The 23,877-nt window shown below is 44.3% G+C and carries 27 protein-coding genes and 2 tRNA genes; 23 read left to right on the top strand and 6 right to left on the bottom strand.

The window, feature by feature from the left end:
• Positions 1-40: 40 nt before the first annotated feature.
• The 13 genes from KIS77_03710 to KIS77_03770 all read left to right on the top strand — a co-directional run bounded on the left by KIS77_03710 (position 41) and on the right by KIS77_03770 (position 8,070).
• The gene (locus tag KIS77_03710) at positions 41-1,315 is read left to right on the top strand and encodes a tetratricopeptide repeat protein (protein MCW5921425.1); all 1,275 of its coding nucleotides are present in this window, start codon (positions 41-43) and stop codon (positions 1,313-1,315) included.
• Between the two features lie 43 nt (positions 1,316-1,358).
• Positions 1,359-1,447: transfer RNA gene (locus tag KIS77_03715), tRNA-Ser, on the top strand.
• 33 nt (positions 1,448-1,480) lie between these two features.
• A tRNA-Pro gene (locus tag KIS77_03720) sits at positions 1,481-1,554 on the top strand.
• Between the two features lie 197 nt (positions 1,555-1,751).
• Positions 1,752-2,042 (top strand): helix-turn-helix domain-containing protein, encoded by a 291-nt coding sequence (locus KIS77_03725; protein MCW5921426.1) that lies wholly within the window; start codon positions 1,752-1,754, stop codon positions 2,040-2,042.
• Positions 2,042-2,311 (top strand): hypothetical protein, encoded by a 270-nt coding sequence (locus KIS77_03730; protein ID MCW5921427.1) that lies wholly within the window; start codon positions 2,042-2,044, stop codon positions 2,309-2,311. Before KIS77_03725 ends, KIS77_03730 begins: the two co-directional genes overlap by 1 nt.
• Before the next feature lie 168 nt (positions 2,312-2,479).
• Positions 2,480-3,394 (top strand): plasmid encoded RepA protein, encoded by a 915-nt coding sequence (locus tag KIS77_03735; protein MCW5921428.1) that lies wholly within the window; start codon positions 2,480-2,482, stop codon positions 3,392-3,394.
• 566 nt (positions 3,395-3,960) lie between these two features.
• The gene (locus tag KIS77_03740) at positions 3,961-4,656 is read left to right on the top strand and encodes a ParA family protein (protein MCW5921429.1); all 696 of its coding nucleotides are present in this window, start codon (positions 3,961-3,963) and stop codon (positions 4,654-4,656) included.
• Positions 4,625-4,912 carry a hypothetical protein gene (locus KIS77_03745; protein MCW5921430.1) on the top strand — a complete coding sequence of 96 codons (288 nt, stop codon included), beginning with the start codon at positions 4,625-4,627 and terminating at the stop codon, positions 4,910-4,912. Before KIS77_03740 ends, KIS77_03745 begins: the two co-directional genes overlap by 32 nt.
• 82 nt (positions 4,913-4,994) lie before the next feature.
• Positions 4,995-5,879, top strand: a complete 885-nt coding sequence (locus KIS77_03750; GenBank protein ID MCW5921431.1) for a toprim domain-containing protein — start codon at positions 4,995-4,997, stop codon at positions 5,877-5,879.
• Between the two features lie 508 nt (positions 5,880-6,387).
• A complete protein-coding gene (locus tag KIS77_03755) occupies positions 6,388-6,747 on the top strand; it encodes a hypothetical protein (protein ID MCW5921432.1) in 360 nt (119 codons plus the stop codon).
• 379 nt (positions 6,748-7,126) lie between these two features.
• Positions 7,127-7,318, top strand: a complete 192-nt coding sequence (locus tag KIS77_03760; protein MCW5921433.1) for a hypothetical protein — start codon at positions 7,127-7,129, stop codon at positions 7,316-7,318.
• 1 nt (position 7,319) lies between these two features.
• The gene (locus tag KIS77_03765) at positions 7,320-7,616 is read left to right on the top strand and encodes a hypothetical protein (protein MCW5921434.1); all 297 of its coding nucleotides are present in this window, start codon (positions 7,320-7,322) and stop codon (positions 7,614-7,616) included.
• A gap of 52 nt (positions 7,617-7,668) precedes the next feature.
• Positions 7,669-8,070 carry a single-stranded DNA-binding protein gene (locus tag KIS77_03770; GenBank protein MCW5921435.1) on the top strand — a complete coding sequence of 134 codons (402 nt, stop codon included), beginning with the start codon at positions 7,669-7,671 and terminating at the stop codon, positions 8,068-8,070.
• 43 nt (positions 8,071-8,113) lie between these two features.
• Here the strand turns inward: KIS77_03770 and KIS77_03775 are convergent, their stop codons facing one another.
• The 3 genes from KIS77_03775 to KIS77_03785 all read right to left on the bottom strand — a co-directional run bounded on the left by KIS77_03775 (position 8,114) and on the right by KIS77_03785 (position 11,890).
• On the bottom strand, positions 8,114-8,497 hold the full coding sequence (locus KIS77_03775; GenBank protein ID MCW5921436.1) for a hypothetical protein: 384 nt from the start codon (positions 8,495-8,497) through the stop codon (positions 8,114-8,116).
• The gene (locus tag KIS77_03780; GenBank protein ID MCW5921437.1) at positions 8,494-11,298 is read right to left on the bottom strand and encodes a relaxase domain-containing protein; all 2,805 of its coding nucleotides are present in this window, start codon (positions 11,296-11,298) and stop codon (positions 8,494-8,496) included. The genes KIS77_03775 and KIS77_03780 overlap by 4 nt, the downstream gene beginning before the upstream one ends.
• Before the next feature lie 214 nt (positions 11,299-11,512).
• The gene (locus KIS77_03785) at positions 11,513-11,890 is read right to left on the bottom strand and encodes a sel1 repeat family protein (GenBank protein ID MCW5921438.1); all 378 of its coding nucleotides are present in this window, start codon (positions 11,888-11,890) and stop codon (positions 11,513-11,515) included.
• Between the two features lie 85 nt (positions 11,891-11,975).
• Here KIS77_03785 and KIS77_03790 point away from each other — a divergent pair, with 85 nt between their 5' ends.
• The 8 genes from KIS77_03790 to KIS77_03825 all read left to right on the top strand — a co-directional run bounded on the left by KIS77_03790 (position 11,976) and on the right by KIS77_03825 (position 19,023).
• Positions 11,976-12,845, top strand: a complete 870-nt coding sequence (locus KIS77_03790; protein ID MCW5921439.1) for a hypothetical protein — start codon at positions 11,976-11,978, stop codon at positions 12,843-12,845.
• A gap of 1 nt (position 12,846) precedes the next feature.
• A complete protein-coding gene (locus KIS77_03795) occupies positions 12,847-14,394 on the top strand; it encodes a TraM recognition domain-containing protein (protein ID MCW5921440.1) in 1,548 nt (515 codons plus the stop codon).
• Position 14,395: 1 nt separating this feature from the next.
• Positions 14,396-15,037: a hypothetical protein gene (locus KIS77_03800; protein ID MCW5921441.1), complete on the top strand. Its 642-nt coding sequence runs from the start codon at positions 14,396-14,398 to the stop codon at positions 15,035-15,037.
• 20 nt (positions 15,038-15,057) lie between these two features.
• Positions 15,058-15,660: a hypothetical protein gene (locus KIS77_03805; GenBank protein MCW5921442.1), complete on the top strand. Its 603-nt coding sequence runs from the start codon at positions 15,058-15,060 to the stop codon at positions 15,658-15,660.
• A gap of 69 nt (positions 15,661-15,729) precedes the next feature.
• Entirely contained in the window at positions 15,730-16,131 is a 402-nt protein-coding gene (locus KIS77_03810) for a hypothetical protein (GenBank protein MCW5921443.1), read from the top strand.
• 74 nt (positions 16,132-16,205) lie between these two features.
• Positions 16,206-16,865, top strand: coding sequence for a DnaJ domain-containing protein (locus KIS77_03815; GenBank protein MCW5921444.1), 660 nt, complete (start codon positions 16,206-16,208; stop codon positions 16,863-16,865).
• A 696-nt stretch (positions 16,866-17,561) separates the two neighbouring features.
• Positions 17,562-18,020 (top strand): JAB domain-containing protein, encoded by a 459-nt coding sequence (locus tag KIS77_03820; protein ID MCW5921445.1) that lies wholly within the window; start codon positions 17,562-17,564, stop codon positions 18,018-18,020.
• Between the two features lie 49 nt (positions 18,021-18,069).
• The gene (locus tag KIS77_03825; protein MCW5921446.1) at positions 18,070-19,023 is read left to right on the top strand and encodes a DUF1738 domain-containing protein; all 954 of its coding nucleotides are present in this window, start codon (positions 18,070-18,072) and stop codon (positions 19,021-19,023) included.
• Between the two features lie 209 nt (positions 19,024-19,232).
• Here the strand turns inward: KIS77_03825 and KIS77_03830 are convergent, their stop codons facing one another.
• The 3 genes from KIS77_03830 to KIS77_03840 are packed head-to-tail and all read right to left on the bottom strand — an operon-like array spanning position 19,233 to position 20,906.
• Positions 19,233-19,865 (bottom strand): hypothetical protein, encoded by a 633-nt coding sequence (locus KIS77_03830; protein ID MCW5921447.1) that lies wholly within the window; start codon positions 19,863-19,865, stop codon positions 19,233-19,235.
• Positions 19,862-20,350, bottom strand: a complete 489-nt coding sequence (locus tag KIS77_03835; protein MCW5921448.1) for a DUF488 domain-containing protein — start codon at positions 20,348-20,350, stop codon at positions 19,862-19,864. Before KIS77_03835 ends, KIS77_03830 begins: the two co-directional genes overlap by 4 nt.
• A complete protein-coding gene (locus KIS77_03840) occupies positions 20,334-20,906 on the bottom strand; it encodes a DUF488 domain-containing protein (GenBank protein ID MCW5921449.1) in 573 nt (190 codons plus the stop codon). Before KIS77_03840 ends, KIS77_03835 begins: the two co-directional genes overlap by 17 nt.
• A gap of 238 nt (positions 20,907-21,144) precedes the next feature.
• On the opposite strand from KIS77_03840, the gene KIS77_03845 reads away from it, so the two are divergent.
• Entirely contained in the window at positions 21,145-21,705 is a 561-nt protein-coding gene (locus KIS77_03845; GenBank protein ID MCW5921450.1) for a recombinase family protein, read from the top strand.
• 174 nt (positions 21,706-21,879) lie between these two features.
• The gene (locus KIS77_03850) at positions 21,880-23,874 is read left to right on the top strand and encodes an SAM-dependent DNA methyltransferase (GenBank protein ID MCW5921451.1); all 1,995 of its coding nucleotides are present in this window, start codon (positions 21,880-21,882) and stop codon (positions 23,872-23,874) included.
• Positions 23,875-23,877: the final 3 nt, after the last annotated feature.

Genomic DNA, 23,877 nt, shown 5'->3' on the forward strand with positions numbered 1-23,877 from the left:
CTTTAATCTGGGTATAACACATTTTTCAAAAAAAACGACCATGCGAATCCCAACCCTCATCGAATTTTCATTTGCCGCAAGCCTGCTTTGCATCGCTTGTTCCCAGTTTGGAGGCACAAACTCCGCAAAAACCAATTTGACTCCCGAAGAAATTGCAGCCTCTATCCCTCCGCTGCTTGACCGCAACGAAACGCTCCGGTTGGGAAAAGAATGGGACAACGTGCAAAATATCTATGGCGCACAACGACAAGCCATTATTGCCAACCCGACGGCACTTGAGCCAAGACTGAAGCTAGCTGAGCTGTTCATACAGGAAGCTCGCGTCACGGGCGAACACCCGCACTACTACCCGGCGGCGCTCAAAATGTTGGACGAAGTATTGGCGCAAATACCTCAGGATGATATTGCCAAAATGAAAATTGAGCAAAAAGACCTGCTTTTTCGCTCTTTGTCTGCTAAAGCAGGGGTGCAACTATCCTTGCATGATTTTTCCAGCGCCCTCGCAACAGCCAACAAGGCTGTGCAAATCAACCCCTACAACGCCCAGATTTACGGAGCTTTGGTCGATGCACATGTGGAGCTTGGCAATTATGCCAAGGCCGTCGAAATGGCAGACAAAATGGTGAGCATTCGGCCTGATTTGCGCTCCTATTCCCGCGTCTCTTATCTTAGAGAGATTCACGGCGACGTGCCGGGTGCCGTCGAGGCGCTTGTCATGGCCGTCAAGGCGGGTTTCCCCGGCCAAGAAGCCACCGCTTGGGCGAGGCTGACGCTTGGCAACATTCACAAGACATACGGCGATTGGAAAAAAGCCGAGACACAGTATCAGATGATTTTGCTCGAAAGAGAGAACTATCCTTTTGCCCTCGCAATGCTCGCAGAAGTGGAAATGCAAAAGAAGCAATACGACAAGGCCGAAGAACTGTTGAAAAAAGCGTGTGATATTGCCCCCGAAGTTAGTTTTTATGAAACGTTGGCCGCGCTATATCGCGAAACCGGACGCATAGAGGAATATCAGGCACTCGCATCGCAAATTCTTGAAATGATGCAAGAAGACACTGACAAAGGACACAACATGAGCATGGAAATGGCTGAGTTTCATTTGGAGTTGCAACCAGATTATGACAAAGCCTTGCGATTGGCTTTAAGCGAATACAACAAGCGTCCCGCAAACATTGACGTAAATCGGTTGCTGGCCAGAATATATTTGGCGAAAAAAGACAGTGTCAAAGCCAAAGAGCATCTCGTCAAAGCTGCCGCGACCGATTCGAAGCATCCAGAATTGATGAAACTAAAAAAAATGTTGGGCAGTTAATTTGGCGAATCGCATTGGCCTCGCTTACCTTTGCGACCCATTCGGATAGGTGGGTGAGTGGCTTAAACCACCGGTTTGCTAAACCGACGTACGGGTAAACCTGTACCGCGGGTTCGAATCCCGCCCTATCCGCATCGTTTGCCCGCTATCCTGCGGGCTTTTTTTCGGGATGTAGCGCAGTCCGGTAGCGCACCTGCTTTGGGAGCAGGGGGTCCCAGGTTCGAATCCTGGTATCCCGACACTGAAAATCAAGGAGTTATGAACGAAAGTTTGTAACTCCTTTTTTATTTGCAAGCAATTTGCAAGCAGAATTCGGTTTCTTTTGGGCTTATTTGATGTAGAAAAAATTTTTTAAATTTTTTTCCACATACCTTGCTTTCAGCGATTTTTTTGGCTCGCCCTACTCCACTTCGCAATTTGTTTTTACATTTCGGCGATGCCAGAATTCGGTAACCGCCTTGATGTTATTTGCCTTGAGTCCGAAGCGTTCTACGCTTTGGTGGAGGAAGTTGTGAACCGCCTCAAAGAAAAAAACGGCATCGAGCAGGAGAAATGGATAAATGATGAGGAAGCAATGAAACTTCTCCACATCAGTTCCAAGACAACCCTACAACGCTACCGCGATGAAGGGCTTATCCGCTTCTCACAACCAAGCCGAAAACTGATCCTTTATGACCGCAATTCCATTTTGGATTTCTTAAACACTAAGGCAAAAGATACTTTCTGATGGCAAACGCAGTAATTCAAAAGGCTTTCAATGCAGGGTATCTGATTGAGAAATACCTGCCCCAACTCTCCAAAATGCTTGTAAAAGGGTTTCAGGATAAAACCAGCCCGTTTGCTGAAGGCTATATCGCCGGAAGCAAGGAAATGATCGCAGAGCGTTCTCGTGGCAAGTCCAAGTTCTTGGAAAAACTCAAGGAAAATTTCGGTGAGCCTACGAAAAGAAAGCCCAGCCGCGACCGCGACGATAAGGAAATGGATATTGATATTTGAAATGCCGAAATTGAACACGTGAAGTTTGGTAGGGGTTGCCTGTCAGTTTCAAAATATCCACTTGTTTCCAAAATCATTTTTTCTTTCAGCCCGCAACCCACTTCAAATTTCTTGACAAGCCGTTCCCTCTGCTTAAAAGTTGCTATAAAGCAATTTTAAGAGCGGAAAATGTCGGAAATCACCCCAATAGAAAAGCGTCTCCAAGACTCGGCTTATCAACTGATTTTAAAAAAGGGCACGATCAAAGACGCCGTTTTTCAACACAGCGTCCTCTGCCAAACCTTCCTCCCTTACCGAAATCCTGGCACTGATGTCCGCATTTGGAAGCAGAAACAAGGCAATGTTAGCCTTGCCATTCAAGCGAGCGAAACCTTCAATCCTGAGAAAGACGATTTTGAATTTATCGGGCTGCCCTACGGCCCGAAAGCCCGCCTGATCCTCGCCCATATCAACAGCGAGGCAATCCGAACCCAGTCCAAAGCCATCAATGTAGAAGACAGTATGACCGCCTTTATCAAATGTATCGGCCTCAATACTGACGGCAGAACTATCAATGAGGTTAAAAACCAACTCAGAAAAATCACCTCCTCAACTTTGAGTCTTGGCTATTCCGACAATGAAAAAGGTGTCCAGGTTGACTTGAAAATCGTCAAGGCATTTGATCTCTGGTTCCCAAAAGATGAGCGGCAAAGGGTTTTATGGCCGACAACCGTCCAACTAACGGACGACTACTTCAACAGTTTGATAAACCACGCCATACCGCTTGATGAGCGCGCTCTTGCTGCTCTTTCTCACAGTGCAATGGCATTGGATATTTACGCTTGGCTTGTGCAAAGGCTTCACCGCATCAACCCCAAAGGGCCGCAATTCCTCACTTGGAAGGCACTTAAAGAGCAATTCGGCAGGGGTTACAACCAGATGTATAAGTTCAAACAGATATTCAGGAAAACCCTTTCTCTTGCCAGAACCCAATACCCGCAGGCAAATATCTTTGAAGATAAAAACGAAGGTTTTTGGCTTCATCACTCCCCTTCCCCAATTGAGAAAAAAACCTTTATCAGTTTGGGGCAGCAATCCGCGTGAACACGCATTGCGTGAAGTTTGGTAGGTTTTTTCAATAAACACCGGCAAAACCACGTGAAGTTTGGTATGATTACCCCAAAATCCGCGTGAAGTTTGGTATGAAACAGGATGACAATTCGTGAAGTTTGGTATAATTATCAAAATCCGCACGTGAAGTTTGGTATAATCGGGCTTTTCACCACGCCACCACGTGAAGTTTGGTAGGCAAAATCCGTGAAGTTTGGTAGGTTTTCACGTGAAGTTTGGTAGCGAAACCACGTGAAGTTTGGTTGACAACCCTATATATACAAATAAACAATAACTATCCTTTAAGCACCTACCCTCCGCGAACTTCGTTCGCTCCTCCCAATGCCGAAGGCGTAAGCCTTCGGCATTGCCTAAAATTGAGTTCGCTTCGCTCACAAATCATAAAAATGCTTACTGAAAGAATTTGCTGTCTGAAAGAAAGACTTGTTGCGTAAACGCACAAGTCGGTAAAAAATCAGATGGACATTTACCCAAATGGGCAAATGCCTTCTTGCCCTTATCCCCATTTGACTATACGCTCCTTTCAAAAACAAGAGCGTATGATAATTGCAGTAACAAATTTGAAAGGCGGCGTCGGCAAATCCACTATTGCCAGAAATCTGGCGGCGTATTTTATCAAGCAGGGCGTCAAAACCTGCATCATTGATACCGACCTTGAGCAAAGAACCACCTGCGACTGGCAGGAAAGAAGAGAGAGCGAAATGCGTATTCCGGTTTTTCCGATGACCACCGTTCAGGCTCTTCCCAAAGATGTTGAAACACACGAGCAAGACGGCTACCAAATCATCATCATTGACGGCGTTCCGCAAATGGATCAGGTTGCCACCCGAACAATGCTCATCAGTGATATTCTTCTCATCCCCATCACACCAAGCATTGATGACCTCAAATCCTTTGAAAGATTTTTAACCCGTCTTGAAGAAGTAAAAATCCACCGTGAAAACATCCCGACATTTTTAGTCCTCAACAAATTCAGCGGGCGAGTTAATGAAGATAAAGAAGTCCGCTCCGCTCTCAAATTATTTTCGGAAAGCGGTATAAAACCGCTTAAATCCACACTTGGCGACAGGGTTGCACACCGCCGCGCCAGCAAATACGGCCTGACTGCTTATGAGTGGGAAGATGAGCGCGCTAAAACGGAAGTCGCCGATTTATGTAAGGAACTTGAAACAATAATAAAACACTCAACCCCCAGGAGGAAAAATGTCAAACCCAAAAAGAAAATCAATCGCTGATCTGATTTCGAAAAAGCCTCTTTCCCGCAAACCTTCAAGTGTGGAGATTGACCAAATCACCAAAAAAATTCACGAACCTGCACAGATAAAGGAAACCGCAAAGCCCCTGCCCTTGCCCGTCGCAGAAAAAGTAAAACGGATTTCAGTCAACGCGCCCGTGTCTCTTTACTTAAAGGCAAAAACCAAATCCACAATGCAGGATCAAACATTGATGGCTTACATCATTCGCCTCATCGAAGAAGATGTAAAAAACTGAAAATACTCAAATGCGCAGATGCGTAAATACGCTTTAGCGTAAATTTGCTAATCCGCACTTAACCAATTAAGTAAATGGTTAAATGAACTCAACCCAAGCGAAAAAAATCCCTTTGCAAGAGATACTTGCCAAACTTGGTTTGCAGGCGGTCAAATCATTTAAAGGCGGGGAAGAACTTGCCTTTCTCTCTCCATTCAGGAAAGAGAAAGAGGCAAGCCTTTTCGTCAATATCCGCAAAAATGTCTGGTATGATTTCGGCGACATTGGCGGTAATGCACTGGATTTTGTAATCCGTTACCGAAATACTGATGTCAGGGGCGCACTTGAATTTTTGGAGCAGATGTTTGGCAGAAATTGGACACCGCCGCCAACGCCTGAAAAGCCGGAGAAACAAGAGCAGGAAAGGGAAGAGTTTTTTCTTTTAGAAAGCATAACTCCATTCGGCACAAGCGCAAACTCGCTTGTCGCCTATATTACGGAGGCGCGCAAAATAAATCTTGAAATCGCTAAGGCGTATTTGAAGGAAGTCCGGTACTCCAATCGGGAGAATGGCAAGAAATATTTTGCAGTCGGTTTTGAAAACATCTCCGGCGGATATGAAATCCGTAACCCGTTCTTTAAATCTTCTCTGGGTGAAAAAGATATGAGTTTCATCAAAGGAAACGGGGCAGGGGGCGAAATAATGATTTTCGAAGGGTTTATGGATTTTCTTTCAAAACTCACCCTTGAGAATGTTCCTTCGCTTTCTGCCGACGCGCTTATTCTCAACTCTGTTTCCTATACCGAAAAGGCCATTCTCTTTGTCCGTGAAAAGGGCTATCAAAAAATCTTGGGCTTTTTTGATAATGACAAGGCAGGGAATGACGCCAGTGAAAAATTCAAATCCGAGTTCGGTGATTTATTTTTTGATATGCGCTTTGATTATCAAGAATTTAAGGATTTGAACGAGTTTCTAATATCCATTTAATTATCCAATTATACCCAATTACTCAAATTCCCAAATGAGTGTTTGGTCATTTGCCCAAATCCGTAAATAGCCAAAAGAGGTTTTTAATCCCCTCGAATTCGAGGGGATAATCTACAAAAAAGACGGCAGAGCATTCGCCCTACCGTCAGAAATATAACCCCAAAAAACCTAAGGTAAAGGTAAGATAAACAAGGGGCGTAAAGCAAATTCTAATATGACTTTTTCTTTCAGTTAGCAAGCGGGGCTTCGCCCCCGTTCGTGTCAAGCGGTGTCCCCAATCTTCCTCCGCGCCAACCTTCGGTTTCCGCTCCGTGCAGACTGGGTGATTCCCCTCCGCTTTCCCTTGCTCCTGTTTCGCTCCGTTCACATTCGCGCCGGTGTCACTCGCACCCCCATTCTCATTTCATTCGCTCACCGAAGTTCGCTCTCTTCACTCCTCGCCGGAGGGCAGAAGGTTAACGGCACTTTTTAGTGGCGTTACCTTAATAACCAAAACAAAGAGGATAATATGATTGATAAAATAAAACTCCAAGCGGAACTCAAAAACTTCACAGGCTCAGAGCAGGTTTTTTACAACCCGCTTTTTCGCAAATTCAGATATACCGAAGGTGTGAAGTATCTGGCGCAAGAAGCCAATTGTTACTGGTTGCTTGATTACATATTCAGCAATCAGCACAGCAAGACACTTCAACAAACACCTTTTCAAGTCTGGAGTTTGAATGCCAAAGATAACACTGCAACTATCACCGTTGAAGATGGAAACAAAAATCAGGTAAAATTCTTCAAGTTGGAGTTTACCGATTTCCCGCTTGAGCAAATTGACCTCTGGTTTATTGAGGGCACTTTGATACTCCCAAGCGAGTATTGAAAGGAATGAGGGCAGGGGTTTCCTGCCCTCAAATTTTTCGGGGCTTTGCCCCGTCTTTTTTTGGTGAATAAAGCAGGAATCTTTTTGGGCTTCGCCCCCGTTCGTGTCAAGCGGTGTCCCCAATCTTCCTCCGCATCAAGCCTTCGGTTTTCGCTCCGTGCAGACTGGGTGATTCCCCTCCGCTTTCCCTTTGCGTCTTGCTTGTTCCGTTTCACTGCACTGTGCTTGCCGCGCCGGTGACACTCTCACCCCCATACTCATTCGGTCGCTTCACCGCCAAAGGCGGTTTGCTTTTTTCCTCATTCCTCGCCGGAGGGCAGAAGGGTAACGGCACTTTGATAGTGGCGTTACCGCTTAATAATCCAAACCATGAGGTTTTATGAAAAACAAAATGAATCTAATCGATGTCATCAGGCAGGCAGTTCTTACCGATGAAGAGTCAAGCAGCAAACAAGTTTCTTGGCTTGAAAAAGCCTATCAAGAAGGCGATTGCGATGCGCTTCTGATCGCAATTTGCGGCTATTCAATGCCGACACTCCGCGAAATGGCTAACGGCAAGGCGGGGGTATAACATGAAAAAATTAGTTACATCAGACTTTGCAGAATTCGGAAAAAGGGAAAGAAAACTTGGCGAACAACTTTTAAATGCATGGAACGAACAGGGCTTACCTGAAGATTTTCGTGAAGACAAAGTCGTTCTTCTTCTAAACCCTCATTCAGGAAATGTCTTTTTGACCAATTCTGATTATCAGGTTGCCATGATGAACGGAGACAGGCTTGAAAGTTTCTACACCGATTTTAAAACAGGTGAAGAAGGCTTCAAAGATGAACTTTCAGAAGAAGCACTTGAAAGACTCAACCTAAAGTGATAATTACAGGGGGAGCAATCCCCCTTTTTACCCATTAACCAAAGGAGTATTTATGGCTACAAACTGCAAAATAGAACTAAACGGGTTTTTAGGTGCAGACCCGAAATCCATTTCCAAAAACGGCAAAACATTTATCGCGCTCCGCGTTGCTACAACAGATAGTTACCCCGTGAAAGATGAAAAGACCGGTGAAATCAAATGGAAGGATAAAGAAACAGTATGGCACGATGTTCTTGTATTCCGCCCCAACGCCGCGCACTTCGCGCGCGACCTGAAAAAGGGCGATGCTGTTACCATCAGCGCCTCACTTGGCTATAAAACGTTCAAGGATGAGAGCGGGAACACCAAACGCCAGGCAAGTATCATTGCGAATTACCTTGAAAAGGTCGAATATAATCGCCAGGATGAACTCTCCTTTGATGAAATTAACACGGCTATCTCTCAAGCCGCATAAACCGTTTAGTAATTTTTCTTTTAGATAGCGGGCGGGAAGGGCATTATTCTATCTCCCCCCGCTCCTTTACCTCAATCCCTTCAACAAAAACCGTCTCATCTTCAGTATCCATACCGGAACTATCTTCTCGCACCCAAGTCAGGCGATTTTGAAGCAGATAGGCGAAAATAGCCTCCAAACCTCGCCCTTTTATCAAAATCACCGCGCTTGAGACAAAAATCTCAATTCCGCCGCTTGGGTCAAATTCCGCACGGGTCATATAAGAATAGGGAAGGGCTGAACGCCTGCCGTCGCGGGTGCGAAGTTCAAACATCAGGGCGCGACCGTTTTCCTGCCGGTCAAACCCGAAATATTTGCCTTCCTCTTCCGCTTGCTCGGTCTGAGCGCGGAGTTTTTCAACGAAGGATGTTTTTAACGGCTGATTCATCTGCGAACAATTACTTGTTTGACATTTTGAGTTATCGCCCTTGCTCTTTCATAATGCACTCTCGCAAGGGTTGCAAGCCTGCTGACCAATTTTTGCTGCGCCGGAAGGCTTTGTCTTGCCAGAACGTCTTTCCCGAAGGCTCTTTTCTGCTGTTCGGCTTTTTGCGCCACTTCGGAAGCGGTTGCCCTGGCCGAACTTTTGCCAACCGCCTCTTTCAACTCCTGCTTGTTGTCGGTGAAGATTGAAATTTCACCTTTTCCCCTGGAAACGGAAACATAAAATTGCTCTTTTGACCCCGCCCGCGCCGAGAACGAACTTTGCGCAATCAGAACCTTATCCACAGTTTTGCCCTGCGATGAATGCGAGGTCGTTGCATATCCATAAGTGAAATTCCTGAAATCCTTGCCGATGATAACCGCCGCTTTGCTCTGGTCAGGGCGGGCGATGATGTTGCCGGAAGAGTCAAACCCCGAAACGGTCATAATATTCCCGTTATTCATCCGCTTCTTATTCTCTGAAAACCCATTTTGAGTAATCCTGATGCGGTCGCCTTTGCTTAGATTGATTTCCGTTTTTTCAAACACTGAAAACTTTTTTCTTTCAGCCAGCGGCAAGACGGAAACCTCCCCCTTGCCGTTCCGAATTTGAATATTTCCCTTTTCGTCCTTGCCGACCACATCAAAAATGCTTCCGCGCATAAAACCTTTGGCGTTCTGGTGAAACTGCACGGATTGCCCCGCCCGATAAAAAGCAACCTCCTGTTTCTGTGCCTCAGTCGGTGAAAGGTTCTTTTGAATGGTGAAGGTGTTTTCTTTTTCAGCCAGTAAAGGCGTCCCGTCAAACAACTTCGTTTTTTTGAGTTCCGCCCGAATATGCGCCGTTACCTGCTCGCCCTCAATATGGGTCGGCGCCACTACCAGCACCGATTTTTTGCTCTTCGCATCTGCCGCATATTCTTTTGCAAGCGCAGCATATCGCTCTTTAGGGTCGGCTATTTCCTGAATCGCGCCCATTTTTTCCAAGCCGTCAAAGGCTTGTGCCTGCTTCCCTTCGGAAATCTGCTTCACCACCTGTTTGTAGTCGGCGCGATTTCTTTGCCGCTGGATCTCCGTAACGCGGGCAGGTTTGATTTTGGATTTTTCCAAGATGATGCGGAGCGCATCACCGCGCTCAACGCTGTTGTGTTGGCGCGTGTCGCCGGTGAGTATCAGGCGGGCGTTTTGGCTCTTTGCAATTTCCAAAATCTGACCGGCTTGCTTGTTGCCAAGCAACCCCGCTTCATCTACCCACAGCACTTGGTTTTTCAGTTGCGTTTGCAACTCCTTGTCTTGGAGAAGCCTTGCCACAGTGTCGGCTTTTTCAAAACCTTCGGATTGCAAAACCCCGCGCGATGCTTCTGCCGAAGGCGCAAAGGCAAACACTTTTTTTCCGGCACTTTCACAACCTTGATTTATTTCCTTCATCAAAGTTGTTTTGCCGGTTCCGGCTCCGCCTTCAATCACGATGACCCTGTCATTGGAGGCAAGGGCGTGTTTCACCGCCTTTTGCTGTTCCTCATTCAGTGCCGGATTTTGGATTTCGTAGCCTTTATTAATAGGTGCAAGTTTTCCCTTGTCGGAAACGGTCATTTCAACCAACTGCCGCTCTTCTTTCACCGCCTCTTTGGTCGTGAGCACAGTGCCGTCTTTTGTCGCTACCGTAAACATCTCTTTTTCTTTCAGCCCATAGGCTTTTATCACTTCCGCAGGGGTGCAATCGCCGTAGGATCGTCGCATTGCGTCGCGCAGCACTTCCCGCTCACCGGCGACGGACTTTCGCTCCAAGCAATGTTCCAGTGCCATATTTACTGCTTTGTCCGCTTGGGCTTCCATATCCGGCACTTGGGATTTTTCAAATCCTTTTTTCCCGACCTCTCCGATAACTGCTTTTTCTCTTTCAGTCAGCCGACCGCTCCATTCGGTGCGCAGTTCGTCCAGTGTCAGGTTTTCAATTTTACTGCTTCGGGTTTTGGCACCAAGTCCGTCTTTTACTTTGGCATCGGTGATGCCTTTTTCGGCGGCGATAGTTTCAACTTCCTGAGTGCGGTTGGAGAATTTTTCAATCGTGTCGCGGTTAATTCCGGCAATCTCCCACCCTTTTTCAGTTCGTTCAATTCCGTAGCCCGCTTCTTTCAGTTTGGAGGAAAAAGCGGAATGAAAATAAGCCTCAAAAAAGGCGGCGTCTCGCTTTATGGTGGCAAATTCACCGGCTTTCCATTTATCTTCAACCTGGTCGTAAGTGGCGTTAAAAGTGAAGCAATGCGCGTGCAAATGTGGGTCAGGAATACCGTCAACAGGTCGTGCAGTGGTATGGATAAATTCGCCGTAAATCAGGTTGCCGGTATCACGATTGTCATTTTGTCCATTTACCCGAACGCGCGCCTGCATATTTTTTTCAAGTTCGGTCATTGTTTCCTGAACGCTATCCCGAAAAGCAGACATTATATTTTCATCCTGATTGAGACTGTAGCAGATGGAAACTGATTTCGGTGCGTGAAAATTTAGGTCATATCCGACTCGTCTATTTTCAATATTTCGGGCAGTTAATTGTTCACCGGTTTCAGGGTTAATATTGTCGCAAAGTGAGGCAAATTGTTCTTTATCAACCTTACCATTTAGACCGAGTAATGTTGCGCCTTTGCCATGCCATAAACCGATTATCTCCTGAGAATTTTCCTTTGCGTAATAATCCTCTTTTGATAATCCTTGTGAATAATATGACTTTGCTCCGGCTGAACTTGCGTTTACTATAACCCTTAGCATAGTGTTTTTGATAGTAATTAATTTTTTTACAGACATCTCTCCTTAGCAGAGCCTAAGGCAAAGGAAGTAGTAAAAAAGACTATGCGCAAGGGGTGAAAACTATATTGGTTCTATCTGTTGTAATATGGTTTCATTTGGTTTGTTAAAGTTTTTGAAAAAGAAAAAAGTCTAAAAAGAGGTTAATTTATTTTGTCGTTTTAGGTGAATTGCTATATCATTGCGAAGCGATTTTTAGTTGCGTTTCTGCAATCAGATTTTCCAGTTTAAAATCTCCGATTAGTTCGTTGCCAAAGTCATCTTCGTAAGTTTCACGGAAGTAGTCTCTGGATTTTTGATACCACTCATTTGCTTCTTTCATTTGACCAGAATGATAGCAGAGTTCCCCAATGACATATAGCAAAGTCCCAAAACCATATTGCGGTAAAACTTCGGGGTCGTTTGAGGCTACCATAATTAAATACCGCTTGGCTTGCTCGTAATCTAAAGGCACGCCGCTTCCTTGATAATATGCGTCGGCAATTTTAACCTGAGCAACAGGGTCGCCTTCATCGGCTCTTTTTTTCAAAGGGAGCAATTCAGCGTCAATCAACATAAATTCCCAATATTCTCTCCCCACAAAAATACCATATCAAAAACCACCGTAAATTGCAACCGTTTGCTAACCAACATTTCACGCCATGAACGAAGAAGAAAAAAAGGACATTAGCGACCCCCGAATCAACTACCGCACTGATTGGGCTGAAACGCACGGCGAAAGGAGGGAACCTGCAAATGAAAAATCCAACCAGGCAAAAGGCGAAAAGATTGAACGAGTGAGAGATGCTGACGGAGGTAAAGTAAAGTCAGTAGAACAAATCTTGCAGGAGGGTAAAAAGCAAGAAGGGAAACTCTTCAAAGAACGGATTGGCAAGGCTGAAACCTTGAAACCGCCTAAGGAAGTGATGACAGATAAACTTGTTGAACAGAATAAGGGTGTGCCTTCTGAACCTAAAAAGAAAACACAGGCTTTGTTTCATGGCGATAAAGACCTCCATCTCAAATCTACTACTGCTCTTACTGACCCCGAAACCGCAAAGCAAAATCTTAAAGACGCATCAAAAGCCAAAAACTTCGGAAAAGAAACCCCGCCCTCAAGGGGCGGCGGTTTTCGCGGCGGAGGCTCGCCGATGATGAGAGAGCCGGATGAAATCTTGAAGGAGAAGCATAAAAACACGAACCCAGAGGACATACTTTCCCAAAAAGATAAAAAGCCTGCCGTTACCCTGCCCCAACAAAAGCAGGAATCACAGCCACAGCAAGCAAAACACAAGTCATCTTTTATGGCTTCTTTAGATGCCAAAATTCAGGAGCAGGTGGGTAAACAGGATAAGGCTCAACCGGAAAAGCCAGTTGCCGAAAAACCAGTTCCGAAGCGCGAAGGCATTATTTCAAAAATTGAGAAAAAAGTTGACGCAGTAAAAAAAGCCACCGCCGAACAACCTAAGCCCAAAGCCCCCAAAACCGAAATCGCAAAAGTCGCTCCCAAGCCCATAATAAAAGGTAGGTAGTATGGATGAATATCTCAACAAGATAATTGCCGAATTTCCGAAAGGCTCAAAAGATGTCTGGACTGTTGATGATGCCATGAAAGGTGTCTCAATCCTGGGGGGAACAGGTAGCGGAAAGACATCCGCTTCTGGTCGCGCTCTTGCGCTTAAATACCTCGAAGAAGGTTGGGGCGGGGTTGTTCTTTGCGCAAAAACTGATGAAGCCGAACTCTGGAAGAAATACTGTGAAGAAAAAGGTAGAACAAACGACCTGATCGTTTTTGAAAAGGGCGCAGCCCATAAAGAAGGCGCATTTGCAGGACAATTGATGGTTTTTAACCCGATTGATTATGAATTGAAACGGCCAGGTGAGGGCGCGGGTGAAACTCAGAATATCACTAATATTTTTATGAATATCTACCGCATGGGAAATCGAGTTGCGGGCGAGGGAGAGGGAGGCGGCAAAGAAGAAAGATTTTGGGATATGGCATTAAAAAGATGCCTAAACCGTGTGATTGAACTTTTAAAACTTGCCGATAAGCCGTTGAGTTTTAAAAATATGGTTCAAGTCCTTTCCTCCTGTGCAAATGTAAATTCAGAAATTTTTGCCCAGGAAATAGCATCAGAAAGGAGCGCAGAATCTCAAGATGACGAAAATTTTTGCCTTAAATGCTTAATTGATGCTTATCAGAAAGTTCAAAGAAAATTTGAAGATGATGCGGTAGATGCAGTCGAAACGGAAAGCGCCTTTGAAATGGTTTATCGTTATTTCACCAGTGATTTCAACGCGCTTGGTGACAAAACCCGCTCAACTGTTACTGAAAGTTTTATGGGGTTGGCAGAGCCTTTTTTGGCAGGGCTTCTATCCAAACACTTCGCAGGCGAAACCAATGTTTTTCCCGAATGGAGTTTTGATGATGATCCCCGCAAGGGAAGACCGGAGAGCAAAAAGATTTTCATTCTGAACTTTTCAGTCAAAGAGTTTTTGGATATGGGCATTATTGCCCAGTGTGTTTTTAAACTTATGTTTCAGCAAGCGGCAGAACGGCGGGATGTGGGAAAACATCCAATTCCGGTCTTTTTATGGGCGGATGAAGTTCAGTTATTCGTTAACCCTTACGACCAAATATTTTTAACCACTGCACGCTCTAAACGTGTTGCAACCGTATTTTTGACGCAGAATATCTCAAACTACCTCGCCGTAATGGGCGCAGGTATGGAGTCAAAGGCGAAGGTTGACAGTCTGCTTGGCAATCTCTCAACCAAGATTTTCCACGCCAATATGGATGCCGAAACCAATGAATATGCCAGCAGGCTTATCGGCAATGCCCTACTTCCCGCCGGTAGTGAAAGCCGTCAAATCAGCAAGTTCAGGCCTGATGATAACAGGAGTGTGGGCGAAGCAATGGTCATTCAGCCGCAGGTTTTTCCAAGAGAATTTACCGTCTTAAAATCCGGTGGTAAGGAAAATGATTTCAAGGTAGAGGCGATTATGTTGGTTGCTAACCGACTTTGGTCAAACAACACTAATTACAGGCTTGTAACTTTCACTCAATCATTTGCCAAATAACATGAAAAATCGAGATGAATTCTCAGAAAGGATGGCGGGCTTCCTGGGGTCTTTGATAGTGGGTAAGGATAAACTCACATGGGTTATACTCGCTATGCTCGCCTTTGTCGGTGAGGAGGCAGTTCAAGTTATCTTTCGCCGAAATTTTGGCCCCGGAGGGTTAAGCGGTCTGCGCATTGTGGTTTGCTTCATCCTTTTTGAACTTATTGCCGTTATTTTCTTTCTACTAAACCTGTATGCAGACGGCTCATCTAAAATCATCGGCAGTCCCGAAAGTTTTGCTTGGGCAGGGGTATTTTATTTCATTCTTGGTTTTATCGTTCTCCGTAATGGATTGAAAGGAATTGCCAAAGCACGAAACTCCAACCGACCTTATAAATTTGTCGGTGAAAGTGCCGTCCTCTCTTTCCTTAAAAAAGACGGATGGAGCGAAAATAAAATTCAGAATCTTGCAGAGCCAATTTTAACTTTGGCGGTTGGAATATTTCTCTCATTTATCAATATCCTTTGGGGCATTCCGATTATCTACTGCGCCCTTTCAGTCTGGGCTTGCATGGTGATGGATGCCATTTTTCTTGAAACTCCCGAACCTCAAACAACTAACCGTCGGTCTGACGACAGGGACTCTGCTGATTTCAACTAAACCATACTACAACTTTTATTATGGTCAGAACCATCCTTTTTGTCCTTCTCCTCCTTATTTTGTTCATAGGCGGGCCATTATTTTATTTTAGGGATGATCTTGAACTTCCTTCTTTTTTGTCTGTGGGTTCAAAGGTGTCGCCCTATCACGAATGGGAAGAAATTTTGCTTGGCAAATGGGATTTTTATGGAAAATGGAAGTCCCCAACGCTTGGCATTTGGACTTTTGAAGGCGATGTTGAATTTTTTGCCAAGGATAGTTTTCAAAGACGCGTAACAATAAAACACTATAATAGCGATAGTAAAGATGACGATTATTTATATTTTTTGCAAGGAGGGAGCATAAGTGGTCATTTTGTTGTTGACACTATCAAAGGCAACTGGAAAGAAATTGTCAGTGATTGTGATTTATTGCCGCCTTCTATAGTAGGATATTCATACAAAGATTTCGACGCTTGTTATAAATATTATAGTGTAGGTAACGGATGGTTTTTTGGCAACTACCAGAGCAAGGAAGTAAGTTCTACAATTGTAAAATTCAACAGGGATAAGATAGTAACTAAAGAGAGCCGCTTTTCAGATGATTTCAAACAAATATATACCTTTAGACGAAAAAAAGATTAAAATTAACTCTCGTTAACCTCTTTTTAATCTTTTTATGGTAAATTAATATAAACAAATAAGGGAGCAATTATGGTTGATTTTTTCAAATGTCAAGGTTTGCAACAACAAATGCAATATGGTCCGGATAAAGATAGAGATGGTGTACCTGACTCCCTTGACAAATGGCCTGGAAAAAATGATGAAAAAGCAAAAAAAGATGCAATCCAGAATGTTGCTGGTGTATTAGTCGGAGAATACTACCAAGATAAAGAGGAATTTGAAAAGAACCACCCATTGATAAAAGAGATGCAGGATGAACTTGTCAGGCTTGGATATGACCTAGGCACATCTGGCAAAGATAAGAACGGGGTAGATGGCGCTATAGGGGCAAAAACCATTATGGCAATTCACAATTTTGAACAAGACCACGCTAATGAAGTCAAAGCCGCGGCCTCAATTCAGGAATCTATAAAGAAAGGCTGGAAAAAATAACCTCTAACATAGTGACGTAAAATCTCAGAAAACCTTCAACTCCATTCGTTTTTTATCTTATTAACTGATCATAAATGAGTAATAATAAGGGAGGCAATGAAAACCTCGAATGGCTCTTATTGGGTTTGCTTATTGCATTCCCAATAATTGGGCTATTTTGGGGTGGTATTTATACTTATAATAAATTTGACAACATAATAGTAATAATTATTGGAGCACTATTTGGTGGATTCATTGGATTGCTTTTGGGTTACCATATCGCAATTAGATTAGAGTCGTTTTTTGAAGTACGTGCAGAAAATGCAAGAAGAACCTACAAAAGCAATAAATCGCAAGAAGAAAAAAGTCAGTCATCATCTAATTCAGCAGGAACGAACAAATCAGGCGATTCTAAAAAAAGCACAGATGATTCACAGAATGATAACCGGAAAGACTATTCAGGTTCATCGAGTTCTTCGAGTGGCAAGCAACAATCACAAGAAAAGAAAGATTCAACGAATACTTGGAGCGCAAACAGCACCAATCTTTATCAAAAATACTATACCTTGCTTGAATCCCGCCCGCAAGACGATTTTGATGCAATAAAACGAAATTACCGCCGACTTGTGAGAGAGTTTCATCCTGACCACTTGGGAACAAACGCATCGGATGCAATGCACAAATACGCCAAAGAAATGAGCCAGAAGATTAACGAAGCCTATGAAATAATAAAGAAACAGCGCGGCATTAAGTAGAGACAAATAGAAAAATAACGATAAATTCAGGGGCTTCCCTCATTGGGTCAGGCTGTCCGAGACTTCGCCTTCACTCCGGTCATTCTGACGCCTCGCTTGCACTCGGCTCTCTCCCATCCTTAAGCCGTTAAACCCTCTTTCTTTCAGTCGGCAAGCCGCTTTTTAAAGGCAAAAAATTTCCTCTCCCGCAAAGGCCACGCTCTTTTTCAGTTTCCCTCATCCCCCCCTAAAATGTCACGGTTTATTGCTTTGACTTGCAGTCGGCAAAAACCGCCGCCATTTCAGGACTCCAAGGGGCAATCGGCAAACTGATGGGTTCGCTTTGGGTGTGTGCCTACGCTCGTGCTTTATCGCCTTTAATTGCTTTCCTCTTAACCTTCGGTATTTCCTCCTCCCTTTTCGCTTCGAAATCTACAGCCTCGCTCCGTGCTACGGCAAGGGTCACTCCTTAGGTCGTTGCACAACCGATTTTTTTGCCTGTTCCGGTCGGGTTTCACCCGAAGGCAAGCCTCAAAATAATAGTCCGCGCCCCCTTGCCTTCGCCTCCGCTCCGCTTGTCCACGATTGCTTCACAAAAGGGAGGATACCTCAGTTAAGAGCATAAAAGGCTACCAAGCCATCAGCCCAAACGAGGCAACCCTCCGCTCCCGAAATGAGGGAGTTTCCTTGTTATGAGAAATTGAAAATCAAGCGATTATGAAAAATCCAAAATTTTGGCAAGTATCGGAGGTTCAGGTAAGTTACAAAAGTCATTTGCCATCGGCAGACCTTCCGCAAATCAATTCTTCCCACGATGCTGAAAACATCCTTCGGCAGAACTGGAGCGACGACATTGATTTTTTAGAAGAGTTTGTCGTCCTCTTCTTGAACAAAGCCAATCGGGTAAAAGGGCTTTTTCGTGCCTCTCGTGGCGGCACTTGCGGCACTGTGGTAGATGCCAAAATCGTCTTTGCATCAGCCATTAAAGCAATGGCCGCAGGTATCATCGTCGCCCACAATCACCCTTCCGGCAGTCTCATTCCAAGCCAGGCGGATATATCACTCACGCGCAAACTCCGCAGTGCAGGGGAAACGCTCGATGTCCCAGTGTTAGACCACATCATTCTTGCCCCCTATAACGGCTACTACTCCTTTGCCGATGAAGGCGGGCTTTAGTTGCTACCCAACATAACATTTACATCCTTCCGCTTTAAATTTTACCACTATGCAGACCGCAACCGCAACAGCCCAACCCACAACCACTACCCAAACCACAGGCCGAGACCTTTACCGCGATGTAACCGATAGAATTATTGGGATGATTGAAAAAGGTGTAGCGCCCTGGCGCAGAACTTGGAGCACTTACGGCTTAGCCCGCAATTACGCAACCAAGCACATTTACACGGGGATAAATATGATCCTGATGAACAACACGGAACACCCCGTTCCTTATTTTATGACCTTCAATCAGATACAGGAACGCGGTGCGCAAATCCGCAAAGGCGCAAAAGCGCAAATGGTCATTTACTTCAATGTGTATTACAAAGATGCCAACGACCGGAACCTGACCAAGTTTGAAGCACGGGTAAGAGCCGACAGAGGCGAGGAAATACAGGTTTTGAAGTTCATCAAATATTACAATGTTTTCAATATCGCTGACATTGAAGGGATTGAGTTTGAAATCCCCGAAATGGAACTCAAACCCAACGAGAAAATTGAGAAATGCGAAAACATCATTGAGAATATGCCGAACCGCCCAGAGTTACGGAGCATTGACGGCAACCGCGCTTTTTACTCCCCCTCACACGATTTTGTAAATATGCCCGCCATCGAGCAGTTTGAGACGGCAGAGGATTACTACGCAACCTATTTTCACGAAGAAATCCACGCCACCGGACACGCCAAGCGTTTGAAAAGAGAGGAAGTGATGAACCCGCAGAAATACGGAAGCCAGCCTTACAGCCGTGAAGAACTGGTTGCTGAAATGGGTGCTTCTTTCCTTTGCGCTGTCTGTCAGATTGATTTTGACGGCATTACCGAAAACTCCGCCGCCTATCTTGCAGGGTGGTTAAACATTCTGAAAGCAGACAGCAAGTTTATTTTCAAAGCCGCCGCCGAAGCGCAAAAAGCCGCCGACTACATCCTGAACCGCAAACCGGCAAACGACGAAAAAGAATAACCGCCGAACTAATGCCGGCCCAAAACATTAAATCCCCTGCAACGGTCTCCCGTTCGCAGAGGATTTTTATTTGTTTTAAAAATAGTCAGAATTGTTTTAAAAAAATCGCCCGCCTATGGGCGGGAAAAGCGGCAAAATCTGCACCGTTCTCTCCGACTGAAAAACTTCTGAAAGTTATTCAGTGATTATAATATTAATCATTGATTTTCTCACAGATACCATCCCGATATTTGAAGGTAACACCTTTCTTCGGTATTTTCATCTTGTTTCCACCATCTAGCAAGAGATACTCTTACTAAAGTATCTTTCTCAATTACTTCGACAGGGGGCGCAAATCCTACATATGGAATAGTTCTTTTTGAAAAAGTTATTCCCATAAAAGACGAAAGAGCATATTGGTATCTCACTTTCTCTTTGAAATCATCTCTAGTTAAATCCTTGTCAGGTATCCAAAAACCAACACTATTGGCTGGAATGCCTGAATTATGAGCAATATACCCACTCCCTCTATCCGTAAATTGTAACATTCCATCAAATAAAGAATCAGGTCCCCCGCGCCAGATTACAATATCATTATTAGTGTTGAAAAATTCAGATAAGTTATCTTGATCACTTAAATAAACCTTTTTGCTCACAAGTACATCCTCTATATGAGGGTTTCTTAAACTCCTTCTGGCTGTATAATCAATATCCCATATTTCTCCAACTTCAAAATCAGTGTCAACGGGTTGATTGCTTCCATCTGAGGTAAGCAATCTTATTGACTGATTATTAGTTAAATCAAGTGCCCCAACACAAGCGGCATTTTGCATATGAGTTTTTGAGACAATAAGTGCCTTCATAGGTCAATTACTTTTAAGTCTAACTCATTTTTTAATTTCAATGCAACTAAATGGCGGTGACAGGCTAAAGGTGACTGCTCAACGCAAAATAGTACTATTCGATGAGCCTTTGGTGTTAGGGTTTGGACAAATGCTTTTGAGTCAAAGTTTGACAGGCAAAGGTCATTATATGACTTTACAAAAAGTGAGCCGAGTTCAGTTCGTGTTCTTTTTTTTTGGTTATTTTGTTTATCTGCCAATTGTTGTTGCCTTCTTATTTCAATCGGTGGCGCTAATTCTTTAATGTGAAAATAATTTATCCCCAGTTCTTTAAGGTGGGTTTGTAACCTTTGGCTATTCACAAAGGCATAAGCGCTTCCCCTTACCGCTCTGCGCTGACGAATGTCACAAAATGTATCAATTTTGTTATCAAGTAGTTTTTTAAAAAATACTTCTTCTGTGCTACCGTAGACACCGATGGTAAATATCTCAATATGATTCATCATTTTGAGGGTCTTGCTTTTTGTACGATTTTCGTGAAGTGAAAAAATTATTAAAAATCTCATACTGCCCATTCGTAAGCAGGGATACTACCTTTTCTTGAGATTTAATTTCCCCATCTTCATCAATGTGAAACATAGGGATTCCCAAATCGTTTGTTAACGTCTCTCCAATTAATTTACTTCTATGGCAATCTTGTGGTTTCATCTCGCTACACATTAAAACTACACGACAGTTCTTATCAAAGGCAGTTTTTAATCGCTTTATTCCTTGTTGATAAAAATCTTTTTCTTGAATTTTTTTATAGTCAACCTTCCCCTCCGTATAACAACTATCATCATCAGGCTGTCCTCCTAAGAGGTCTCCCATAAAAACATATCTTATTTTACGTAAATTGAGTTGGTATTCCAAAGGTGCTTTAGAAAATTCAGGTTTAAATTTTGAAAATGGCTTCGACCGAACGTCTATTAGGTAGTCGATTTGATAATTTTCAAGCAGGCTTGAGAACTGTTCAAATGTTCTTTCGCCATACCCAATTGTGTATATACCTTCAATGTTCATTTCCAATTCAATTTGATCTGAATTAACCCAAAATAGAGAGCCTAATTAGTTTGGCAAAGCCAAATTTACTACCTTAAGCGAAAAACAAGGCAAAAAAACCACCGTTTTTTTACTCCTGCCGTTCCCTGCCCCCTCACCTCTCCTTTTTTCTTTCAGTCAGTAGAAAAAACTCGTTTACAAAATCAAAGTTTACTTTATCGTGTCCGCTACCGTTTTTTTACTCCAAACACCTCGCCAAATGAAAATCGGATACGCCAGAGTTTCCACCCGCGACCAAAATTTAGACCTGCAAATTGATGCGCTCAAAAAAGCCGGTTGCGCAGATACCTATATTTATATGGAGCAAATCACCGGCGCGACACGGGAACGCCCCGAACTCCAAAAACTACTCACTCAAATTCGGAAAGGCGATGTGGTGGTGATTTGGAAACTTGACCGGCTTGGTCGGTCGCTTGCAGACCTGGTGCATTTGGTAAATGAAATTCAGGACAAAGGTGCAGGCTTGCAATCACTTCACGACAACATTGATACCACCACCCCGCAGGGTAAACTTACCTTTCATATCTTCGCGGCAATTGCAGAGTTTGAGCGAGAAATAATCCGTGAGCGGACAAAAGCGGGGCTTGCATCGGCGCGCGCCAGAGGGCGCAAAGGCGGCAGACCAAAAGGGCTTTCTCCTTCTGCCAAAATCAAAGCCGCCGCCGCCATCTCGCTCTACCAGCAAAAAAAGTCGGTATCCGAGATTTGTAAAACCCTTGCCGTCTCGAAGAAGACTTTTTACAAGTATCTCCGAGCCTAAAGCGAAGGGAGAATTGGGATTACTTTTTCAGGTGTAGTGATATATTAGCGTTCAATGGCATAATTATTAGAGGATTAAATGACAACAGCCCAAAAACTGATTCCCGTCAGCAATGACACGGAAGAATTCATCAAAGAACATTCTTACATCAAGCGCAAACTCAAATCCGCAGGAATGAACCACATCCAGCATAACCAGATTGTAAACTTTATCTGGAGTATCGCCGACGACGTATTACGTGACGTGTACACACGCGGGAAATACCGTGACATTGTCCTTCCTTTCACGGTTCTCCGCAGGCTTGATGCCTTGTTAGAGCCAACTAAGGAGCAGGTGTTTGAGATGCACCGAAAACTGAACGAACTCAAAATTGATAACCAAGCCCCGCAACTACGCAAGGTTTCGGGCTTCCCCTTTTACAATACTTCGCCCTTCACTTTCAAAAAATTACTCGGTGAGCCTGGCAACATTCGGCAGAACCTTGAAAACTATCTTGACGGTTTCAGCAGTAACGTTCAGGACATCATCAGTAAATTCAAACTCCGCAACCAACTCGATACGTTAGAGGAAGCGAATATCACCTACCCGCTCATTGAGAAATTCTGCTCCACGCAAATCAACTTAAGCCCCGATCCGGTGATGGATAAAGCCGGAAATACCATTCACGAAGGTCTTTCCAATCTTGCAATGGGCTATGTTTTTGAAGAACTCATCCGCAGGTTCAACGAGGAAAACAACGAAGAAGCCGGTGAGCACTTTACCCCGCGCGAGATCATCAAACTGATGACCCACATCATTTTCGAACCGATAAAGAGAAAAATCAAAGACGGTACTTACCTGATTTACGACCCCGCTTGCGGCAGTGGCGGTATGCTTACTGAGTCCGAAGAGTTCGCTTTGGAACTTAATCCCAATGCAACCTTCCATTTATACGGGCAGGAAGTCAACCCCGAAACTTACGCCATTTGCAAGGCAGATATGCTCATCAAAGGGGAAGACCCCGAAAAAATCGCTTTCGGCTCAACCCTCTCAAACGACGGTTTCCCGCGCCTCAAGTTTGACTTTATGCTCTCCAATCCTCCTTACGGCAAAACCTGGAAGATTGACCAAGACGCCATCATTGACGGCAAGAAAAATGAGATAATTGACGCCCGCTTTAAAGTGGGTGTTCCGCGTGTGTCCGACGGGCAATTACTGTTCCTGATGAATATGGTTTCAAAAATGAAAACCGACTCCGAACTGGGCAGTCGCATTGCATCCGTTCACAACGGTTCTTCGCTTTTCACCGGCGACGCCGGACAAGGCGAAAGTGAAATCCGTCGCCACTTCCTTGAGAATGACTTGGTGGAAGCCATCATTCAACTGCCGAACGGTATGTTTTACAACACCGGCATTTCCACTTACATTTGGATACTCTCCAATAAAAAAGAAGCGAAGCGCAAAGGCAAAATCCAGTTGATTAACGCCGGAGAGATTTACCGCAAGATGCGCAAAAGCCTTGGGCAAAAATCCAATGAACTTGCCGACGAACACATCCGCCAAATCACCGATGCTTATCTGGATTTTAAAGAAACCGCCATTTCCCGCATTTTTGACAACGCCGATTTCGGCTACTACAAAATCACGGTTGACCGTCCGTTCCGCCTTTCGTGGCAACTGAGTGAGGAGCGCATTAAGGAAAGCGAGCATTTTGCAATTCTGCAACCTGTTTTAAAGTCGCTCCAAAAGCAGTTAGGGAATGAGCCGCAAAATGATTTCAATATCCTGCTTTCCGCTTTGGAAAAGCATCTCAAAAAGGAAGATGTGAAATGGAAGGCGAAAGAGAAAAAAGCCTTTTTGGACGCAATAACTTGGCGGGACGAAGAAGCCAAACCCGTCGTGAAAAAACAGGAAAAAGACGGCACGATTATTTACGAACCGGATAGCGAACTCCGTGATACGGAGAACGTCCCGCTCAAAGACGACATTGAAGAATATTTCAAACGCGAAGTCTTGCCCCACGTGCCGGATGCCTGGATAGACCACGAAAAAACTGCGATTGGTTATGAAATCACTTTCACCAAGATTTTTTACCAATACCAACCGCTTCGAAGCCTTGAAGAAATTACCCGCGACATCCTCGCACTGGAAGAAGAAACCGAAGGTCTAATCAAAGAAATCATTGAATAACTT

Source organism: Saprospiraceae bacterium (genome assembly GCA_026129545.1).
Classification (GTDB): Bacteria; Bacteroidota; Bacteroidia; order Chitinophagales; family Saprospiraceae; genus M3007.

Bases quoted from the DNA above. Each gene is read 5' to 3' on its own strand.
- KIS77_03710 (MCW5921425.1), top strand. From the start codon at position 41: ATGCGAATCCCAACCCTCATCGAATTTTCATTTGCCGCAAGCCTGCTT.
- KIS77_03725 (MCW5921426.1), top strand. From the start codon at position 1,752: ATGCCAGAATTCGGTAACCGCCTTGATGTTATTTGCCTTGAGTCCGAA.
- KIS77_03730 (MCW5921427.1), top strand. From the start codon at position 2,042: ATGGCAAACGCAGTAATTCAAAAGGCTTTCAATGCAGGGTATCTGATT.
- KIS77_03735 (MCW5921428.1), top strand. From the start codon at position 2,480: ATGTCGGAAATCACCCCAATAGAAAAGCGTCTCCAAGACTCGGCTTAT.
- KIS77_03740 (MCW5921429.1), top strand. From the start codon at position 3,961: ATGATAATTGCAGTAACAAATTTGAAAGGCGGCGTCGGCAAATCCACT.
- KIS77_03745 (MCW5921430.1), top strand. From the start codon at position 4,625: ATGTCAAACCCAAAAAGAAAATCAATCGCTGATCTGATTTCGAAAAAG.
- KIS77_03750 (MCW5921431.1), top strand. From the start codon at position 4,995: ATGAACTCAACCCAAGCGAAAAAAATCCCTTTGCAAGAGATACTTGCC.
- KIS77_03755 (MCW5921432.1), top strand. From the start codon at position 6,388: ATGATTGATAAAATAAAACTCCAAGCGGAACTCAAAAACTTCACAGGC.
- KIS77_03760 (MCW5921433.1), top strand. From the start codon at position 7,127: ATGAAAAACAAAATGAATCTAATCGATGTCATCAGGCAGGCAGTTCTT.
- KIS77_03765 (MCW5921434.1), top strand. From the start codon at position 7,320: ATGAAAAAATTAGTTACATCAGACTTTGCAGAATTCGGAAAAAGGGAA.
- KIS77_03770 (MCW5921435.1), top strand. From the start codon at position 7,669: ATGGCTACAAACTGCAAAATAGAACTAAACGGGTTTTTAGGTGCAGAC.
- KIS77_03775 (MCW5921436.1), bottom strand. From the start codon at position 8,497: ATGAATCAGCCGTTAAAAACATCCTTCGTTGAAAAACTCCGCGCTCAG.
- KIS77_03780 (MCW5921437.1), bottom strand. From the start codon at position 11,298: ATGCTAAGGGTTATAGTAAACGCAAGTTCAGCCGGAGCAAAGTCATAT.
- KIS77_03785 (MCW5921438.1), bottom strand. From the start codon at position 11,890: ATGTTGATTGACGCTGAATTGCTCCCTTTGAAAAAAAGAGCCGATGAA.
- KIS77_03790 (MCW5921439.1), top strand. From the start codon at position 11,976: ATGAACGAAGAAGAAAAAAAGGACATTAGCGACCCCCGAATCAACTAC.
- KIS77_03795 (MCW5921440.1), top strand. From the start codon at position 12,847: ATGGATGAATATCTCAACAAGATAATTGCCGAATTTCCGAAAGGCTCA.
- KIS77_03800 (MCW5921441.1), top strand. From the start codon at position 14,396: ATGAAAAATCGAGATGAATTCTCAGAAAGGATGGCGGGCTTCCTGGGG.
- KIS77_03805 (MCW5921442.1), top strand. From the start codon at position 15,058: ATGGTCAGAACCATCCTTTTTGTCCTTCTCCTCCTTATTTTGTTCATA.
- KIS77_03810 (MCW5921443.1), top strand. From the start codon at position 15,730: ATGGTTGATTTTTTCAAATGTCAAGGTTTGCAACAACAAATGCAATAT.
- KIS77_03815 (MCW5921444.1), top strand. From the start codon at position 16,206: ATGAGTAATAATAAGGGAGGCAATGAAAACCTCGAATGGCTCTTATTG.
- KIS77_03820 (MCW5921445.1), top strand. From the start codon at position 17,562: ATGAAAAATCCAAAATTTTGGCAAGTATCGGAGGTTCAGGTAAGTTAC.
- KIS77_03825 (MCW5921446.1), top strand. From the start codon at position 18,070: ATGCAGACCGCAACCGCAACAGCCCAACCCACAACCACTACCCAAACC.
- KIS77_03830 (MCW5921447.1), bottom strand. From the start codon at position 19,865: ATGAAGGCACTTATTGTCTCAAAAACTCATATGCAAAATGCCGCTTGT.
- KIS77_03835 (MCW5921448.1), bottom strand. From the start codon at position 20,350: ATGATGAATCATATTGAGATATTTACCATCGGTGTCTACGGTAGCACA.
- KIS77_03840 (MCW5921449.1), bottom strand. From the start codon at position 20,906: ATGAACATTGAAGGTATATACACAATTGGGTATGGCGAAAGAACATTT.
- KIS77_03845 (MCW5921450.1), top strand. From the start codon at position 21,145: ATGAAAATCGGATACGCCAGAGTTTCCACCCGCGACCAAAATTTAGAC.
- KIS77_03850 (MCW5921451.1), top strand. From the start codon at position 21,880: ATGAACCACATCCAGCATAACCAGATTGTAAACTTTATCTGGAGTATC.